The following is a 16,557-nucleotide window of genomic DNA, read 5'->3' as shown; positions in this document are numbered from 1 at the left end:
AGCCGTCGAATAACGGGCTCCCGGTACCTACTATCAGCCGACCGGCAGCGCCCGCATCCCGTGGAACGTGCTCGCGGGGAGTGTGAAGTCCTCCGGTCGGTTGGTGAGATGTAGTTCCGGGAGCCGTTCGAAGAGGGCGGGCAGGCCGATCTGGAGTTCGGCGCGGGCCAGTGACTGGCCGATGCACTGGTGCAGGCCGTGGCCGAAGGTCAGGTGTCCGGTGGTGTCGCGGCGGACATCCAGCGTGTCCGCGTCGGAGAAGACGGCCGGGTCACGGTTGGCGGCGTGCACCGCCACGACGACGCCGTCCCCGGCGCGGATACGGACGTCCCCGACCTCCACGTCCTCGGTGGCGATCCGCCGCAGCCCCGTATGGGCAACGGTGAGATGGCGCAGCAGCTCCTCCACCGCGTCCGGCCACAGGGCGGGCTCCGCGCTGAGTGCGGCGAGCTGGTCGGGGTTGCGCAGCAGGGCCACGACGGAGAGCGGGAACATGCTGGCGGTCGTCTCGTGGCCCGCCACCAGCAGCACCGCGGCGAGTCCGACGGCCTCGGCCATCGTCACCTCGCCGGTCGCCACCCGGTCGCGCGCGAGCCGGGAGATCAGGTCGTCGGCGGGCTCCCTCGTGCGCAGGGCGAGCAGTTCACCCAGATAGGTGTGGAGGGCCTTGCGGGCGGCGAGCCGCTCGTCCGGCCCGGCGGCGAGACTGCTGATCGCCTTCGCCTGCCGCTGGAAGAAGTCGTGGTCCTCGTACGGCACCCCGAGCAGTTCGCAGATCACGAGCGAGGGCAGCAGCAGGGCGTACGCCTCCACCAGGTCGCCCGTCGTGGCGCCTTGCGCCGTCATCGCGTCGAGCAGTTCGCCGCAGATGCGGGCGATCGCCGGCCGCAGTTGCTCGATACGGCGGAAGGTGAAGTCGGGGATCAGTACGCGGCGCAGTCGCGTGTGGTCGGGCGGGTCCATGATGAAGAACTGGCCGGGGGCGCGCGGCGGCGACTGCGGACGGAACCCCGGGAAGCCTTCCAGGGTCACGTCCGCGCTGAACCGCGGGTCGGCGAGGACAGCGCGGGCGTCCTCGTGCCGCGTGACCAGCCAGGGGCTGTTGTCACCCCAGATCGTCACCCGCCGGACCGGCTCCTCCGCACGCCACTTGGCGTACTCGGGGGCCGGGTCCAGCAGCGGGCGCTCGGCCGGGAGGGAGGGGTGGGGCGCGTGGGTCGGGTGGGGCGCGTGGGCCGGGTGGGCCGGGGGGGCCGTCATGTGGACAGCCGCCCTTCGTCCTCGGAGCCGTCGCTCTCGGAGCCATCGCCCTTGGAACCGTCCGCGTCCAGTCCGGCCAGCCCCAGCAGCAGCGCCTTGATCTCGGTCGCCTCGTACGCCTCGCGGGCCGGCCCCGGTGCGGAGCACAGCAGTACGGGCCCGTCGTCCGGGTGGGCGGGCAGTCGGCCGTGACTGCCGCTGACGCCGGAGGGGTCCAGCGGGACGGTGCTGATGCGGTAGCGGAACCCGAGCTTCTTGCGGGCCACCTGGCCGATCGCGCGCAGCTTCACCGCGGGGACGGTCTCGTCGTACAGCAGCTCGGCGGGATCGTAGCCGGGCTTGCGGTGGATCTCGACCTGGCGGGCGAAGTCGGGGGCGCGCTCGTCGTCCAGCCAGTAGTAGTACGTGAACCAGGCGTCCAGGTCGGCGACCGCAACCAGCTCGCCGGAGCGTTCGTGGTCCAGACCGTGGGCCGCTTTGCCCTCGGCGTCCAACACCCGCTCCACGCCGTCGAGTTCGGCCACGATCTTGGCGACCGCCTCCGTGTCGGCCGGGTCCCGTACGTAGACATGGGCGATCTGGTGGTCGGCTACGGCGAAGGCCCGCGAGGTCCACGGGTCGAGGTACTCCATGCCGTCCTGGGTGTACACGTCGAGCAGTCCGGCGCGACGCAGGGCGCGGTTGATGTCGACCGGGCAGGAGACGGGCGTGATGCCGTACTCGCTGAGTGCCACCACCGTGGCGCCCTCGCTCAGGAAGTGGGCGATCAACGGACGCAGGGCGTCGTCGAGTTGGCGGGCGGCGCGGATCGTGGCGGGTGAGTCGGGGCCGGATCGCTGGGGTTCGTAGTCGAGTTGGGGGAGGTAGACGAGGGTGAGGTCGGGGTGATGCTCGTCGAAGACCTGGCGGGCGGCACCGAGGATCCATTGTGTGGAGGGCATGCCCGCGTTGGGGCCCCAGTAGGTGAACAGGGGGAACGGGCCCAGCCTGTCGGTGAGTTCGTCATGCAGGGACGGCGGCCAGGTGTAGCAGTCGGGTTCCTTGCGGCCGTCGGAGTAGTAGACCGGGCGTGGGGTGACGGTGAGGTCGACGTCCGCGCCCATCGCGTACCACCAGCAGATGTTGGCGACCTTGTAGTCGGGGGCGGACCTGCGCGCCGTCTCCCAGATCTTCTCGCCGCCGACGAGCGCGTTGTGCTGGCGCCACAGCAGCACTTCGCCGAGGTCCCGGAAGTACCAGCCGTTGGCCACCGCGCCGTGCCCGGAGGGCGGTTCGCCGGTGAGGAACGTGGACTGGACCGTGCAGGTCACGGCGGGCAGTACGGGGTCGAGCCGGGCCCGGAAACCGCGGTCGCCGAGGGCTGCCACGGCGGGCATGTGCTTGAGCAGTTTCGGGGTGAGGCCGACTATGTCGAGGACGACGAGCCGGTTGGGTCGGGTGCTCACTGGTGGTCCTCCTTGCGGCCGAGTCGCATACTCACCGTTCGTATACTCACCATTCGGGTACTCACCGGTCATCCTCCTTGAGGCCCAGCCCCGTCAACTGCTCACGCGCCCAGGCGAGTTCGGCCGCGATGCCACCGGCCAGGTCGGCGGGCGGCTCGGGGAGGACGGACCAGGTGTAGGTCTCGACCTCGATGTGGTCGCAGTCGGCCGAGGCTCCGCCGAGCAGCCCGGCGAGGACAGCGCTCAGCTGGTCGGCGGTCGTGCGCAGCGGTGGTTCGGGGTCGGCGTGCAGCGGGGCGTGGAAATGGACGCGCCAGGGGCCGGTGTCGGTGGGCAGACCGTCGTCCAGCGCGTCCGGGAGGTCGTCGACTCCCCGTATTCCGGCCGCTGTCGAGGTACGCGTCTGGTGCAGGAAGCGGGGCTCGACGAAACGGCCCAGGGCCGCTCGGGTCGCCGGGTCGGCCGGGTCCGGGGCCTCGATCGCGCAGGACGCCTGGAGCTTGACGACCGGCAGCCCGGCGTCCGCGAGACGGCTCAGGGCGGCGCCGGGCTCCTCGAACTGGACGGCGAGATGGCAGGCGTCCAGGCAGACACCGAGTCGGTCGGGGTCGAGGCCGCGCAGTTCCCGTACCGCCTGGGCGGTGGTCTCCACGACGCAGCCGGGCTCCGGTTCGAAGGCGACCCGGATACGACGGCCGGTGTCCGACTCGATCTCGGCGAGCCCGGCGGTGAGCCGGTCCAGGGCCCGGCGGGCGGTCTCGGCGCGGTCCGGGGGCCAGGAGGTGCGCCAGGCCAGGGGGAGAGTGGAGATACTGCCCCGCTCGGCGTCGTCCGGGAGGAGTTCGGCGAGGACGCGGGCGCAGTCGAGGGTATGGCGCAGCCGGGCCTCGTCCGCCCAGTCGGGCAGGTACACATCCTTCTTGACCACCTCGCGGTGGAACCGGGCGTACGGGAAGGCGTTGAGGGTGACCGTCTCCAGGCCACGCGCCGCGAGTTCGGCCTTGAGGCGTTTCAACTCGGCGGCCTCACCAGCAAGTTGACTGACCACACCACGGGCGAGCCAGAGTCCGATGCCCAGCCGGGCTACGCCCAGGTGCTCGCGCACGGGCTCGGCGTAGGTGGCGAGCTGGGCGATGACGCCCTCCAGGTCCTCCGCCTGATGGACGTTGCTGCAGTAGCCGAGGTGGACGGCGGTGCCGTCCGGGTGCCGGAATCGCATGACCGTCCCCTCACGCTCCGCCGCGCCGGATGGAGTTGCCCTCGAAGGAAGACTCCTCGTCCGGCTTGGGCTCGTCGAGGTCCAGTCGGCCGCTCTGCCCGTAGAAGTCGACCGGGTTCCGCCACATCACCCCGTCCACGGCGTCGTCGTCGAACCCGGCGGCGAGCATCGCGTCGGCAGTCCTACGGGTCTTGAGCGGGTCCGAACGGCCCCAGTCGGCGGCGGAGTTCACGAGCATGCGCTCGGTGCCGTGCTCCTGGAGGATGGTGACCATGCGGTCCTCGCTCATCTTGGTCTTCGGGTAGATCGAGAACCCGGCCCAGCAGCCGCTGTCGAGGACCATGCCGACGGTCAGCTCGTTGAGGTGGTCGAGGACGACGAGTTCGGGGGCGATGCCGGACTCCCGTACGACGTCCAGGGTCCGGCGGGTGCCGGTGGCCTTGTCGCGGTGCGGGGTGTGCACGAGGGCGGGCAGGCCCTGCTCCATGGCGAGTTGGAGCTGGAGCGCGAGCGCCTCGCCCTCCTCCGGTGTCATGGAGTCGTAGCCGATCTCGCCGACCGCGACCACCCTGTCCTTGGCGAGGTAACGGGGCAGCTCGTCCAGCACTGGCCGGCAGCGCGGGTCGTTGGCCTCCTTGGGGTTGAGCGCGATCGTGCAGAAGTGCTGGATGCCGAACTGGGCCGCGCGGTAGGGCTCCCAGCCCAGCAGCGCGTCGAAGTAGTCGTAGAAGCTCTCCGGCGACGTCCGGGGCTGGCCCATCCAGAAGGCGGGTTCGACGACGGCGCGCACCCCGGCCGCATGCATCGCCTCGTAGTCGTCCGTGGTGCGGGAGTTCATGTGGATGTGGGGGTCGAAGATGCGCACGGTCAGCTCTCTTTCCTGAGGACTGCGGCTCTGTCTTGAGGACTGCGGCTCTGTCTTGAGGACTTGCGGCTCTGCCTTGAGGACTGCGACTGCAACTGCGGCTTACTGGAGTGCCTTCAGGGCGCGTACGGCGGCCTCTCGGCGCTCGGGGGTGGCGGCCCAGGTCTCGGCGGCGAGCTTCTCGGTGAGGGTGGCGAGGGCGGGGAAGGCGCGGACGACGGGCCAGATGTCCTGCGGTACGTCCCGTCCGGCGGCGACCCGCTCGTGGGCGAAGTCGGCGAGCATACGGGCGAGTTCGTCGTCGGCGCGGGTGTCGAGCCCGGCGATCCGGTCCAGCGTGATCTCGTAGAAGACGCACTTCAGGACGGCCTGGCGGTACTCGGCGTCGGGCAGCCGGGCGGCCCCGTACGGGCCGAGGGCGGCCTCGATGAGGGTGCTGTCGTTGCCCCGCAGGGCTTCGCGGACGAAGCCGAGAGCGGCTTCCTCGGGCACGTCGAGGAAGGGCAGTGCCCTCAGCACGGCCCGCTGTTCCGCCGGGTCGCCATGGCGGAAGAGACCTGCCAGTTCGGACGCGAGCGGAGTGCCGTCGAGAGGGAGCGCGAGGAGCAGAACAGCGCGGGCCGCCTCGTCCGCGGTCCAGTGCTCGACCAGACGGTCGCGACCGCAGTGCCGTCGGACCGCGGGGAACAAGGCCCGTACGGCGGTGGACCGGGCGGCGACGCGGGCCTCGGCCTCGTCGACCCAGGCGCGGCCGGCGGGGTCAAGGGGGTGGAGGGCGAGGGCGGTTCGGGGATCGGGGGGCGCGGAGTCGGACATGCCGGTGGATGCCATGACGGAACGACCTCTTGTGGGGAAAGGAGAAATTACCAGGGGTGACGGGAAAGGGGGGTGGGGGTGGGGGTCAGGCCGATGCGGCGGCGCGCAGGAACTCGATGGAACGCCGGGCGACATCGGGCGCGTCGAGGGAGCCGCCCTGGATCTCGACGGAGACCAGGCCCTGGTGGCCGAGGTCCTTCAGGGCGGTGAGCACGGGCGGGAAGTCGATCTCCCCGGCGCCGAATTCGAGGTGCTGGTGAACGCCGCGCCGCATGTCCTCGATCTGCACGTTGAGCAGCCGCGGAGCGGCAAGGCGCACGCACTCCAGCAAGGTCCGGTCCTCGACACAGTGCGCGTGCCCGACATCGAGGGTGATCCCGAACAGTTCGTGCCCGCCGACCAGTTCGGCCAGCTCCACACAGCGCTCCACGGTGTCGACGAACATGTACGGCTCGGGCTCGAAGGCCAGCGAGACGCCGTACTCCTCCGCGGTCTCCAGAACGGTCTGCACGCCTGCCGCGAGCCGCTTCCACGCGTCCCGTTCCGGCAGCCCGCCGGCAGGCGCGGGGCCGCTGCACAGGTGGACGGTGGGCGAGCCGAGGTCGGCCGCGATGCGCACGGCCCGCCGCAGCAGGTCGATCCTGCGCTCGGCCGCGTCGGACATCAGGGTCGGCTCGTGCTTGCCCCAGGGGTCGAGGAGGTAGGGCGCGCCGGTCTCGACCGTCACGTCGAGCCCGTGCCGGGCCAGGTCCCGCGCGATCGCGGCGACGCGCCGGGGCAGGTCGTCGGCGTACGGGTCGAGGTGTCCGTGGTCGAGGGTGAGGGCGACGCCGTCGTAGCCGAGGTCGGCGAGGACCGCGAGGACGTCGCTCAGCCGGTGGTTGGTGAAGCCGTTGGTGCCGTAGCCGAATCTGAGAGGGGTGGGAGGCGGTTTCATTCCGGGGGCTCCTCCGGCGGAGGTCTGTGCTGGTTCAGGTGGGGGATACGCTCCGGGCGAGCCGCCGGGCCAGGGGGTGTACGACACCGAGGGCGGCCGCCGCGAACGTGGATCCGCTCCGCGCGGTCAGCGCCGCCTGCAGGGGCATCAGCCCGAGGATTCCGGCCCCGACGGCCCGTCGTACGTTCTCGCCCGAGGGCTCCCGTACGGCGCGGGCCTGGGCCGTTCCGTAGCTGCCCAGGTAGGCGAGGGCACCGGCGGCGACCACGGCGGCGCGGGTGACGGCGGTGGCGCCGGGGTGCCGCGAGGTAGAGGTGGCGTCGGCGCGCGCCGAAGTTCGCCGGGCCGCGGTGACGACCGTGCGGACGGCGGGGAGTGCCGTCGCGAGGGCGGTGGTCGTGGAGGCGGCGAGGGTCGTGGCGGGCAGCCGGGCGGGGGCGCCCGAGATCTCGTGCCGGCTGAGGGCGGTCAGGGTGTAGGTGTGGGCGCCGACCAGGGCGGCGGGGACCGCGCCGCGCAGCAGAGCCTTGCCGGTGCCGCCCCTGCGGTCGGCGACCAGTGCGCCCGCGAGGACGTCCAGGGCGCGGGCCGAGGCCATGGCGGCGGGGCCCGCCGGGGTGGACTTGAGCTTCAGGTCGTAGGCCCAGACGGCGCCGGCCAGGGGGAGCGCTCCCAGGAGGCTTCGGCGGCCTCCGGAGGCGGCGGCGAGGCCGAGGCCCCCGAGGGTGAGGGCGCCGGCGACGGCGAGGGCGGTGCGGCGGGGGACGCGGCCCGACGGAACGGGGCGTTCGGGGCGCTCGACGGCGTCGATCGTGGCGTCGGCGTAGTCGTTGAGTGCCATGCCGGCCCAGTAGAGGCAGACGGACGATCCCATCACGCCGAGGGTCCGCGCACCCAGTGGACGCCCGGCAGCGGCGGCACCCGCGAGGACGTCGCCCGGCACGCTCAACGCGGCCGGTGCGCGAACGAGTTGAGCCAGGTCAGCGAGGCCCGGCGCGGTCCGGGACCCGGAGCGTGGCTGCGACGCTCTCCGATCTTTCATGGCCGCAACCTACCCGCGCTGCTTGAACATTCATGCGCGGAATGTGTGAAGACCTTTGTGTGTTCGTGACTTGGCTCTGGTCATGGTTGAACCGCTTTCGAACACCCTTGGCTGCCAGGTGCACTTTCCGGACAGCCGGGCCTCAGGACTCCTGGCGCAGCCTCCGCCACACCGCCTTGGCCGCGTTGTGCCCCGACATGCCGTGCACCCCCGGGCCCGGCGGGGTGGCGGAGGAGCAGATGAAGACGGCGGGGTGCGGGGTGTGGTACGGGAAGAGCGAGAGCTTGGGGCGCAGCAGCAACTGCAGACCGGAGGCCGCGCCGCAGGCGATGTCGCCGCCGACGTAGTTCGCGTTGTGCGCGGCGAGTTCGGGCGGGCCGGCAGTGGCGCGGGCGAGGACGCGGTCGCGGAACCCCGGGGCGAACCGCTCCAGTTGCCGCTCGACGGCGTCCGTCAGATCTCCCGTCCAGCCGTTCGGGACATGACCGTACGCCCAGAAGACATGCTTGCCCTCGGGGGCGCGGGTCGGGTCCACAAGGCTGGGCTGCACGGTGATCAGGAACGGCGCGTCGGGGGCGCGGCCCCGGCGGGAGGCGTCGTTCAGGGCGGCGCCGATCTCGGCCTTGCTCGCCCCGACCTGCACCGTGCCCGCGTGGCGCGCCTCCTTGGCCGTCCAGGGCACGGGGCCGTCGAGTGCATAGTCGATCTTGAAGACGCTCGCACCGTACCGGTACGACTCGTAGAAGCGCCCGAACCCCGCGATCCGGGCCAGCGCGGTGGGCGAGGTGTCGAAGACGTACGCGCGCGCGGGCGGCAGATCGTCGAGCCGCTTGACCTCGTAGTCGGTGTGGACGGTGCCGCCGAGGTCCTTCAGATACGCGGTGAGCGCGTCGGAGATGGCCTGGGAGCCGCCGCGGGCGACCGGCCAGCCGGCGGCGTGCGCGGCCAGCGCGAAGACCAGGCCGACGGCGCCGGTGGCGAGGCCGCCGAGCGGGGCGATGACATGCGCGACGAGCCCGGCGAACAGTGCCTTGGCCTTCTCGTCCTTGAAGCGGCGCATCAGCCAGGTCGAGGGCGGCAGACCGACGAGGCCGAAGCGGGCAAGGGTGACCGGATCGCGGGGCAGCGCGGACAGCGGCAGCGACATGAAGTCACGGACCAGCGTCTCCCACTTGGGCAGGAACGGGTCGACCAGTCTGCGGTACGCGCCCGCGTCGCGCGGCCCGAACGAGGCGGCCGTCTCCCCCACCGAGCGCGCCAGCACGGCGGCCGTGCCGTCGCGGAACGGGTGCGCCATGGGCAGCTCGGCGTGCAGCCACTCCAGGCCGTAGCGGTCCAGCGGCATCGCCTTGAACGCGGGCGAGTTGATCCCCAGGGGGTGTGCGGCCGAGCACGGGTCGTGACGGAAGCCGGGCAGGGTCAGCTCGGCGGTGCGGGCGCCCCCTCCCACGGTGTCCTTCGCCTCGAACACGGCCACGGAGAACCCGCGGCGGGCCAGCTCCACGGCAGCCGTCAGGCCGTTCGGCCCCGCCCCCACCACCACCGCGTCGAGCATCGACGGCACGTCCGGACCCCTTCGTCAGCTTCGTCAGCCGATGGCCATTCAGGATCAGGATATGCCCGGCCACCGACAGTGCCCGGGCATGGGTAGGCTCCGCGCAATGACGCGCCGGTTCCGTTTCACCGCTCCCGACGACGACACCTGGTGCTGGTTCGAGGTGGGGGACGACGGGCGTGCGCTGCGGCAGATCGTCTTCCATGGCGACGAGCAGACGGCCACTGTCGCCTCCGACACGGGCGAACTCACGCAGGTGCGGCGGCTCGGCGGGAGCTGGGGCGCGAGCTGTACGAGGTCGTGTACGGGACACCGGTGCCGGGATCGGTGCCGGAACCACCGGGTGCACTGCCCGTCACCGAACTGGAGTTCAGTCTCGCCTGAGGCCGCGCCCGCTCGTACCGCCAGTGCCACGTGCGACACGACTCCGGCCCGGTCCCCGTCGGCGCAGGCCTGCCCGGCACGTTCACCGTCTCGCCCTGGGGCCCCGGTGTCACCGGAGTGTTCGTCGATCTCGGTCTGCCCCTGCCGGGCTTCGTGGACGCCCTGCCCCTTCTGGAGGCGGAGTGCGAGTGGCCCCCGGAGGGCACCCCTGCGGAGTTCGAGGTGATCGACATCCGTGTGGGCGGCTCCTTCCAGCTCAGACTCCGCCCGACAGCAACCCCACCACCCGGCGAGCCGTGGCCGCGTCGCGGGCCGCGGTGAACGGCAGGGCGTTGCCGCCGGTGATGCGGAACGGCTCCCCCGCCAGGGTCAGATGGGCGCCGCCCGCCTCCTCGACCAGGAGGAGACCGGCCGCGTGATCCCAAGCGGCTTCCCAGGAAAACGCCGTCGCATCCAACCGGCCCTGGGCGATGGCGAGATACTCCAGCCCCGCCGAACCGCACGCGCGCGGGGCGACGCCTTCCGTCCAGAGGCCGAGCAGTGCCTCCTTCTGGTCCTCCGTGGTGTAGTCCGGGTGGGAGGTGGCCACTTCGAGGTCACGGCCGGGCTCCGGTGAGCCGGCGCGCAGGGGTTCGCCGTCCAGGGTGGCCCCCTGGCCCCGTATCGCCACGGCGAGCCGGTCGAGGGCGGCCGCGTACGTCCAGGAGGCGCGCAGGACGCCGCCTTGGGCGAGGGCGACGAGGGTGCAGAAGCCGGGCTCGCCGCGCACGAACTGCCGGGTGCCATCCACCGGGTCGACGATCCAGACCGGCGCCTCGCCCCGGATCGCGTCGTACGACGCCGGGTTGGCGTGCACCGCCTCCTCGCCGACCACGACCGAGCCGGGCAGCAGCGCGGAGAGCGCCTCCGTCAGATACAGCTCGGCCTTGCGGTCGGCGTCCGTCACCAGGTCGTGCGGGCCGCTCTTCTGGTCGACCTCGTGCGCGGCGAGCTGCCGGAAACGCGGCATGATCTCCGCGGCGGCGGCCTTGCGGATCGCTTCCTCGACGTCGGAGGCGTGCCGGGCGAGAAACTCGTCGATGGTTTCGTTGTCTTCGATCATGCCTCCATGACAGCACACCCCACTGACAACCCCCGCCCGGCCGGTGTATTGCACATGGAATCGCCATGAATGCCCGGAGTCGGCCCCGGCTCAGCGCCCGACCGCGTACCCCTGCATGCCCCGGGGATTCGCCGCCGCCGACAGCACCCCGGTCTCCGGGTCCCGTGCGACCGCGCAGAGCCGGCCCTCGGACCAGGGCGCGCCGACGGTGACGCCGTGGCCGCGCCGCCGCAGCTCGGCGACGACCTCCGGCGGCGTGCGGGACTCCACCGTGACGCTGCCGGGGCGCATGCCGCGCGGGAAGAAGGAGCCGGGGAAGCTGTCGTTGTGCCAGTTCGGGGCGTCGATCGCGCCCTGGAGGTCGAGGCCGCCCCGGACCGGCGGGCGCAGGGCCACCGCCAGGAAGAAGTGCAGCTGCCACTGGTCCTGCTGGTCGCCCCCGGGCGTACCGAACGCCATGACGGGCACCCCGTCGTGCAGCGCGAGCGACGGGGTGAGCGTGGTGCGCGGCCGGCGTCCGGGGGTGAGGGAGTTGGGCAGGCCCTCGTCGAGCCAGGCCATCTGCAGCCGGGTGCCGAGCGGGAAGCCCAGTTCGGGCGCCACCGGGTTGGACTGCAGCCAGCCGCCGCTGGGCGTGGCCGCGACCATGTTGCCCCAGCGGTCGACGACGTCCAGGTGACAGGTGTCGCCCCGGGTGCCCCCGTGGGACGCGACCGTGGGCTCACCGACCCCCAGCGGGTTGAAGCCGGGCTCCGCGGAGCCGTCGCCGGGCTCTGCGGAGGCCACCACGCGCGCGTGCGCGCTCATGCGCGGGGCGCGCCCGCCGGGACTGCCGGGGCGCAGCTCGTACGACGCCGTGTCACCGACGAGCGCCCGCCGCGCGGCGTTGTACTCGTCGGACAGCAGCTCCGCCAGCGGCACCGGCGCCGCGTCCCCGTACCAGGCCTCCCGGTCCGCCATGGCGAGCTTGCAGTTCTCGACGAGGAGGTGCACGTAAGCGGCGGACCCGTACTCCGGCAGTTCGGGCGGCAGCAGGGCGAGCTGCTGGAGCAGCACCGGCCCCTGGCTCCAGGGGCCCGCCTTGCACAGGGTCCAGCCTTTCCAGTCGTACGTCGCCGGGGTCTCGTAGGAGGCGGACCAGGTGGCCAGGTCGGCCATGGTGAGCGTGCCGGTGTGCCGTTCGCCGCTGGTGTCCATGGTGGGCCGCCCGGCCTGCCGTACCAGGGCTTCCGCGATGAAGCCGGAGCGCCACACCGCACGCGCCGCCTCGATGCGGGCCTCCCGGTCCCCCGTCCCCTCGACCTCGGCGAGCAGCCGCCGCCAGGTCGCGGCGAGCGCCGGATTGCGGAACAGCTCACCGGGGCGGGGCGCCTTCCCGCCCGGCAGGTACACCTCCGCCGACGAAGTCCACTCCTCCTCGAAGAGGACACGCACCGACTCGACGGTGGCCCCGACGTTCTCCACGGGCGCGTGCCCGTCCTCCGCGTACCCGATGGCGTACTTGAGGACGTCGGCGAGGTCCTTGGTGCCGTGATCACGAAGGAGCAGCATCCAGGCGTCGAACGCGCCCGGCACGGCCGCCGCCAACGGCCCCGTACCGGGTACGAGATCCAGGCCGAGGCCCCTGTAGTGCTCGATCGACGCCCCTGCGGGTGCCACGCCCTGTCCGCACAGGACCCGGACCTCGCCGTCCGCCGGGGCGAGGATGATCGGCACCTCGCCCGCCGGGCCGTTGAGGTGCGGTTCGACGACGTGCAGGACGAAGCCCGCGGCGACGGCCGCGTCGTAGGCGTTGCCGCCGTCCTCAAGGACGGCCATCGCGCACTGCGACGCCAGCCAGTGCGTGGTGGACACCATTCCGAAGGTGCCCTGGAGCGTCGGTCGAGTGGTGAACACGGGCGGACTCCTCACTGCACGACAGCCGTTCGAAGATCGTACGCAGACCGCTCCCCCGTCAGGGAAGCCGTCGGCCGGCTGTGAGCAGATGCCCGCTCGCCCCCAGCAGCGAGGGCTCCGACTCGATGCGCCGGGTAGCCGCCAGGACGGCCTCTCTGCGCTCCGGGTCGTCCAGCCACTCCTCCACACCGCCCATCAGCCAGGCCACACCCTCGACGCCGTACCGTCCCTCGCACACGAGCCCCGCCTCGGTGAACTCGCCGGGCACCTCGGCCGGGTCGGCGAAGTAGGCGGTGGTGAAGATCGGGTCGTCCGGTGAGGGCATATGCCTGCCGTCGTCCGAGACGGCGTCGGTCCGGACTCGGCGCTCGGACAGGAAGTAGTTCCCTTGCATCAGCATGTCGTTGAGCCCCGCGAACCGGTTGATCGTCGCCGCGACCACCACACCGCCCGGGCGGACGGCCCGGTACGCCTCGGCCAGGGCCCGTACCCGGTCCGGGCGTTCGGGCAGGTGGTAGAGCGGCCCGAGGAGAAGCACGACGTCGTACACGGCGTCCTCGGCGGGCAGCGCGCGGGCGTCCCCGTGCCGGGCGGTGACACCGGGCAGCCGGCCGGCCCGCTCGACGTGCATCGGTACGGGGTCGACGACTTCGACCTCGTACCCGTCCCCCGTCAGCCACTCCGCGTGGATGCCCGTGCCGCCGCCGACGTCGAGCACACGCGCGGGAGCCCCGGGAAGCAACCGTCGCAGGATGTCCTGGGTACGCCAGAACTCCAGCCGCCCGGTGCCTTCTCTGAGGCGGGCGTCCTCCTTCCCCTGCTCGTAGTAGGCGACGATCTCCTCGCGCACGGCAGGGAGTTGGGGCTCGGTGGCAGACGGTGACTGAGTCATGCGTCCAGGGTGCTGATCGCGCGAAGCGCGGTGCAACCGGTTAACCGCCCGGTGTCAGAACTCCGACGTGTCGAGTTCCAGGGCGAACGGTTCGGGCAGGGGAACGGGGGCTCCGAACTGCAGCGGGCCCTTGACCTCCGTGTAGCCGAGGCGGCCGGGGCTGGCGTAGAGCGTGCAGGAGCGCTCCTGGCGGTCGACGAGCAGGTAGAGCGGGGCCCCGTACTCGGCGTAGCGCTTGCGTTTGACGGTGCGGTCCGTGTCGCCGTTCGCCTCCGAGGTGACCTCGACGATCAGCAGCGTCTGGTCGGGTACGAGGGCGTACGCGCCCTTGGTGAGTTCCTTCGGGACGACGGCCAGATCCGGGATGTACCAGTTGCTCGTCCCCGGCAGGTCCAGATTGCCGGAGCCGACCTGGCAGCCCAGTCTGCGGAGCGCCGGGCCGAGTTGCTCGTAGACCTGGTACGCGACGCCCTCGTGGTCCCAGGAAGGGATGACCGGCTGGATGATGCCCTCGATGATCTGCGCCCGTTCGCCCTCGATGTACTGGATCGCGTACTTGAGTGCTGCTTCGGGGTCGGAGACGGCGTACATATGCGTCTGAGCGCTCATCGGTTCTCCATGAACATCGTGCCTGCAGCATGATCGCCGCCCCCGGTCTACCGCAATCCATCCCCGAATGCCGCAATTCCTCGCACACATCACCCCAATTGACGAACTCCGCAAAACGGGGCCGCCCACAGCGCGCACTTTCGCCCCACAGGGAGTCGTGTGACACTGGCGTACCCACCGCCCGGCGGTACCGCCGCCTCGACCCCGAGAAGTGCGCTGTGCGTGATCTTCCTCTGCCGCTCGCCCTCACCGCGCGCCTGCTGCCGGTCGCCGTAATCGCCGCCGGCGGCTGGGCGTTGTCGTCCGGCCCGTTCGCCGCGAGCCCGGCCGGGGAGAGCTCCGCGCAGGAGTCCGAGGCCAAGCCCGCCTCCCCCTCCGAGTCGGCTCCGGCGACGTCGGCCGCGACCAAGACGTTCACGAAGGCGCCCTCGCCCTGTGGCGGTGTCTCGACGAAAACGGTCAAGTCCCTTGTCCCGGGCGCGAAGACGGCCGGCAAGGAGATCGCGTCGACCGACGAGTCCGTACGCCGCACCTGCTCCTGGAACGCGCTCAAGGGCTACGACTACCGCTGGCTCGACGTCTCGTACGAGATTCACGAAACGGACGAGAAGGCAGAAAACGCCTACAAGGAGCGCATCTCGGAGAAGAGCGGCGGCGGCGCCGTTCCCGGTGTCGGCGACGAGGCCTACTCGGTGGTGAACCTCACCACCGAGGACAAGCAGCAGACACGCGAGGGAATCGTGTACGCGCGTGTGTCCAACGCCCTGGTGGTCATCACGTACAACGGCAGCGACTTCGAGTCGAAGAAGGCGCCCAGCACGGACGAGATCAACAAGGGCGCCATCAAGGCCGTGAAGGAGGCGGCGGCCGTGCTGGAGGACTCCCCGTAGCACGGCCGCCGGTCCACGTCGCTCAGACGGTCTTGGCACGCTCCTTGTGGCCGGCCATCAGTGCCACGTACAGCGCCATCGACGCGGCCAGGCCGACCGCCCAGCCGTAGTCGGCGAGCGGCTTGAGGAACGGGATGAGTCCGTCGGCCGGAAACGGGCCGGACGACACACCGTCCGCGGACACGGTCGAGTACGAGCCGCCGACCGCGAGGACACCTCCGACGACGAAGGCCACGATCGCCCGCCAGTTCCAGCCGTTGGAGTACCAGTAGCGCCCGCCGGGCGTGTACAGGTCGGCGAGGTGCAGGACCGTACGGCGGATGATCCAGTAGTCGGCGATGAGGATGCCCGCGACCGTGCCGAGTAGTCCGCCGACCACGCCGAGCCAGGTGAAGATGTAGAACTCGGGCGTGGAGATCAGCTTCCACGGGAAGATCAGGATGCCGACGACACCGGTGATCAGGGCGCCCGTACGGAAGTTGATGAGCTTCGGGGCGAGGTTCGCCAGGTCGTACGCGGGTGAGACCACGTTCGCCGCGATGTTCACGGAGATGGTGGCGACCAGCACGGTGATCAGGGCGAAGAGGAGCCCGAAGACGTTGTCGGCCTTGGCGGCCAGTGTGACCGGGTCCCAGATGGCCTCGCCGTAGACGACCTCGGAGCCGGAGGTGACCAGGACGGCCAGGACCGCGAAGAGGGTCATGGTCGTCGGCAGGCCGAGGGACTGGCCCCAGGTCTGTGCCTTCTGGCTGGCGCCGAAGCGGGTGAAGTCGGGGATGTTCAGGGAGAGCGTGGCCCAGAAACCGATCATGCCCATGAGGGACGGGAAGAAGACCGGCCAGAAGTCGGGGCCCCAGCCGAGCTTGGAGGGCTGGTCGAGGAGCGCGCCGAAGCCGTCGGCCTTGACCGCGATCCAGATCAGCAGCACGAGGGCGCCGACGATCACGAAGGGCGCGGCCCAGTTCTCGAAGTGCCGCAGGAAGTCCATGCCGCGGTAGATGATCGCGATCTGCAGCGCCCAGAAGAGGATGAAGCAGAGCCACAGCGGCCACGGGTTGCCCGCGATCTTCCCCGCGTTCTCCCACTCACCACCGGTGAGCTTGGAGCCGAGGACGAAGATGCCGGAGCCGCCGATCCAGGTCTGGATGCCGAACCAGCCGCAGGCCACGGCCGCGCGGATCAGCGCCGGAATGTTGGCGCCGCGCAGACCGAAGGAGGCGCGGGCTAGCACCGGGAACGGGATGCCGTACTTGGGTCCGGCGTGCCCGGTGGCCAGCATCGGCAGCAGCACGATGATGTTGGCCAGGGCGATGGTGAAGACGGCCTGCTTCCAGTCCATGCCGAGGGCGACCAGGCCGGAGGCCAGGGTCCAGCTGGGGATGCAGTGCGCCATGGAGATCCACAGCGCCGCGAAGTTGTACGTCGTCCACTTGCGCTCGGCGACCGGTACGGGCCGCAGGTCCTCGTTGGCGAAGGGGCTGTCGGCGGGGAAGGCCTCGGGGGCGAGCTCGATCCGGCCACCTCTGTCGGCGGACTGGGATATCGGCGACCCCGTGGGGACTGTGTCGGTCATGGGCAGGCCAATCAGGGAGGCGGGACGGGAAAGGCCGCGCGGGGGCCTTGGGCGGGGCCGGAGAGGGGCGGG

15 protein-coding genes are annotated in these 16,557 nt (G+C 71.4%); 2 read left to right on the top strand and 13 right to left on the bottom strand.

What is annotated here, in order from left to right; all coding sequences use genetic code 11:
- Nucleotides 1-33: 33 nt before the first annotated feature.
- The 8 genes from F3T56_RS37965 to F3T56_RS37930 form a co-directional block, all read right to left on the bottom strand.
- Complete coding sequence (locus F3T56_RS37965) at nt 34-1,260, bottom strand: cytochrome P450 (protein WP_149830034.1); 1,227 nt, start codon at nt 1,258-1,260, stop codon at nt 34-36.
- Nucleotides 1,257-2,705, bottom strand: a complete 1,449-nt coding sequence (locus F3T56_RS37960; RefSeq protein WP_149830033.1) for an alkaline phosphatase family protein — start codon at nt 2,703-2,705, stop codon at nt 1,257-1,259. The genes F3T56_RS37965 and F3T56_RS37960 overlap by 4 nt, the downstream gene beginning before the upstream one ends.
- 61 nt (nt 2,706-2,766) lie before the next feature.
- On the bottom strand, nt 2,767-3,924 hold the full coding sequence (gene eboE / locus F3T56_RS37955) for a metabolite traffic protein EboE (protein WP_149830032.1): 1,158 nt from the start codon (nt 3,922-3,924) through the stop codon (nt 2,767-2,769).
- A gap of 10 nt (nt 3,925-3,934) precedes the next feature.
- Nucleotides 3,935-4,789 (bottom strand): TatD family hydrolase, encoded by an 855-nt coding sequence (locus tag F3T56_RS37950; protein WP_149830031.1) that lies wholly within the window; start codon nt 4,787-4,789, stop codon nt 3,935-3,937.
- A 102-nt stretch (nt 4,790-4,891) separates the two neighbouring features.
- Nucleotides 4,892-5,620: an EboA domain-containing protein gene (locus F3T56_RS37945; protein ID WP_149830030.1), complete on the bottom strand. Its 729-nt coding sequence runs from the start codon at nt 5,618-5,620 to the stop codon at nt 4,892-4,894.
- 70 nt (nt 5,621-5,690) lie between these two features.
- Nucleotides 5,691-6,542 carry a sugar phosphate isomerase/epimerase family protein gene (locus F3T56_RS37940; RefSeq protein WP_149830029.1) on the bottom strand — a complete coding sequence of 284 codons (852 nt, stop codon included), beginning with the start codon at nt 6,540-6,542 and terminating at the stop codon, nt 5,691-5,693.
- A gap of 34 nt (nt 6,543-6,576) precedes the next feature.
- Entirely contained in the window at nt 6,577-7,584 is a 1,008-nt protein-coding gene (locus F3T56_RS37935) for an SCO3242 family prenyltransferase (protein ID WP_149830028.1), read from the bottom strand.
- A 142-nt stretch (nt 7,585-7,726) separates the two neighbouring features.
- The gene (locus F3T56_RS37930; RefSeq protein WP_149830055.1) at nt 7,727-9,139 is read right to left on the bottom strand and encodes a phytoene desaturase family protein; all 1,413 of its coding nucleotides are present in this window, start codon (nt 9,137-9,139) and stop codon (nt 7,727-7,729) included.
- Nucleotides 9,140-9,553: 414 nt separating this feature from the next.
- On the opposite strand from F3T56_RS37930, the gene F3T56_RS37925 reads away from it, so the two are divergent.
- Nucleotides 9,554-9,844, top strand: a complete 291-nt coding sequence (locus F3T56_RS37925) for an SRPBCC family protein (RefSeq protein WP_149830027.1) — start codon at nt 9,554-9,556, stop codon at nt 9,842-9,844.
- On the opposite strand, the gene F3T56_RS37920 is transcribed toward F3T56_RS37925, so the two are convergent.
- From F3T56_RS37920 to F3T56_RS37905, 4 genes are all read right to left on the bottom strand, one after another.
- Entirely contained in the window at nt 9,780-10,625 is an 846-nt protein-coding gene (locus tag F3T56_RS37920) for an inositol monophosphatase family protein (protein WP_149830026.1), read from the bottom strand. The genes F3T56_RS37925 and F3T56_RS37920 overlap by 65 nt on opposite strands.
- A 90-nt stretch (nt 10,626-10,715) precedes the next feature.
- The gene (locus F3T56_RS37915; RefSeq protein ID WP_149830025.1) at nt 10,716-12,521 is read right to left on the bottom strand and encodes a gamma-glutamyltransferase family protein; all 1,806 of its coding nucleotides are present in this window, start codon (nt 12,519-12,521) and stop codon (nt 10,716-10,718) included.
- A gap of 58 nt (nt 12,522-12,579) precedes the next feature.
- The gene (locus F3T56_RS37910) at nt 12,580-13,413 is read right to left on the bottom strand and encodes a class I SAM-dependent methyltransferase (RefSeq protein ID WP_149830024.1); all 834 of its coding nucleotides are present in this window, start codon (nt 13,411-13,413) and stop codon (nt 12,580-12,582) included.
- A 54-nt stretch (nt 13,414-13,467) separates the two neighbouring features.
- The gene (locus F3T56_RS37905) at nt 13,468-14,022 is read right to left on the bottom strand and encodes a Uma2 family endonuclease (RefSeq protein WP_149830023.1); all 555 of its coding nucleotides are present in this window, start codon (nt 14,020-14,022) and stop codon (nt 13,468-13,470) included.
- A 218-nt stretch (nt 14,023-14,240) separates the two neighbouring features.
- Between F3T56_RS37905 and F3T56_RS37900 the strand changes: the two genes are divergently transcribed.
- Nucleotides 14,241-14,912, top strand: a complete 672-nt coding sequence (locus tag F3T56_RS37900) for a hypothetical protein (protein ID WP_149830022.1) — start codon at nt 14,241-14,243, stop codon at nt 14,910-14,912.
- 22 nt (nt 14,913-14,934) lie between these two features.
- Here F3T56_RS37900 and F3T56_RS37895 read toward each other — a convergent pair whose 3' ends face one another.
- Nucleotides 14,935-16,485, bottom strand: a complete 1,551-nt coding sequence (locus F3T56_RS37895) for an NCS1 family nucleobase:cation symporter-1 (protein ID WP_149830021.1) — start codon at nt 16,483-16,485, stop codon at nt 14,935-14,937.
- Between the last annotated feature and the right edge of the window lie 72 nt (nt 16,486-16,557).

The organism is Streptomyces tailanensis (assembly GCF_008386495.1).
GTDB lineage: Bacteria > Actinomycetota > Actinomycetes > Streptomycetales > Streptomycetaceae > Streptomyces > Streptomyces tailanensis.
The sequence above is the reverse complement of the archived record's forward strand: the minus strand, read 5'-3'. Positions and strand labels throughout refer to the sequence as shown.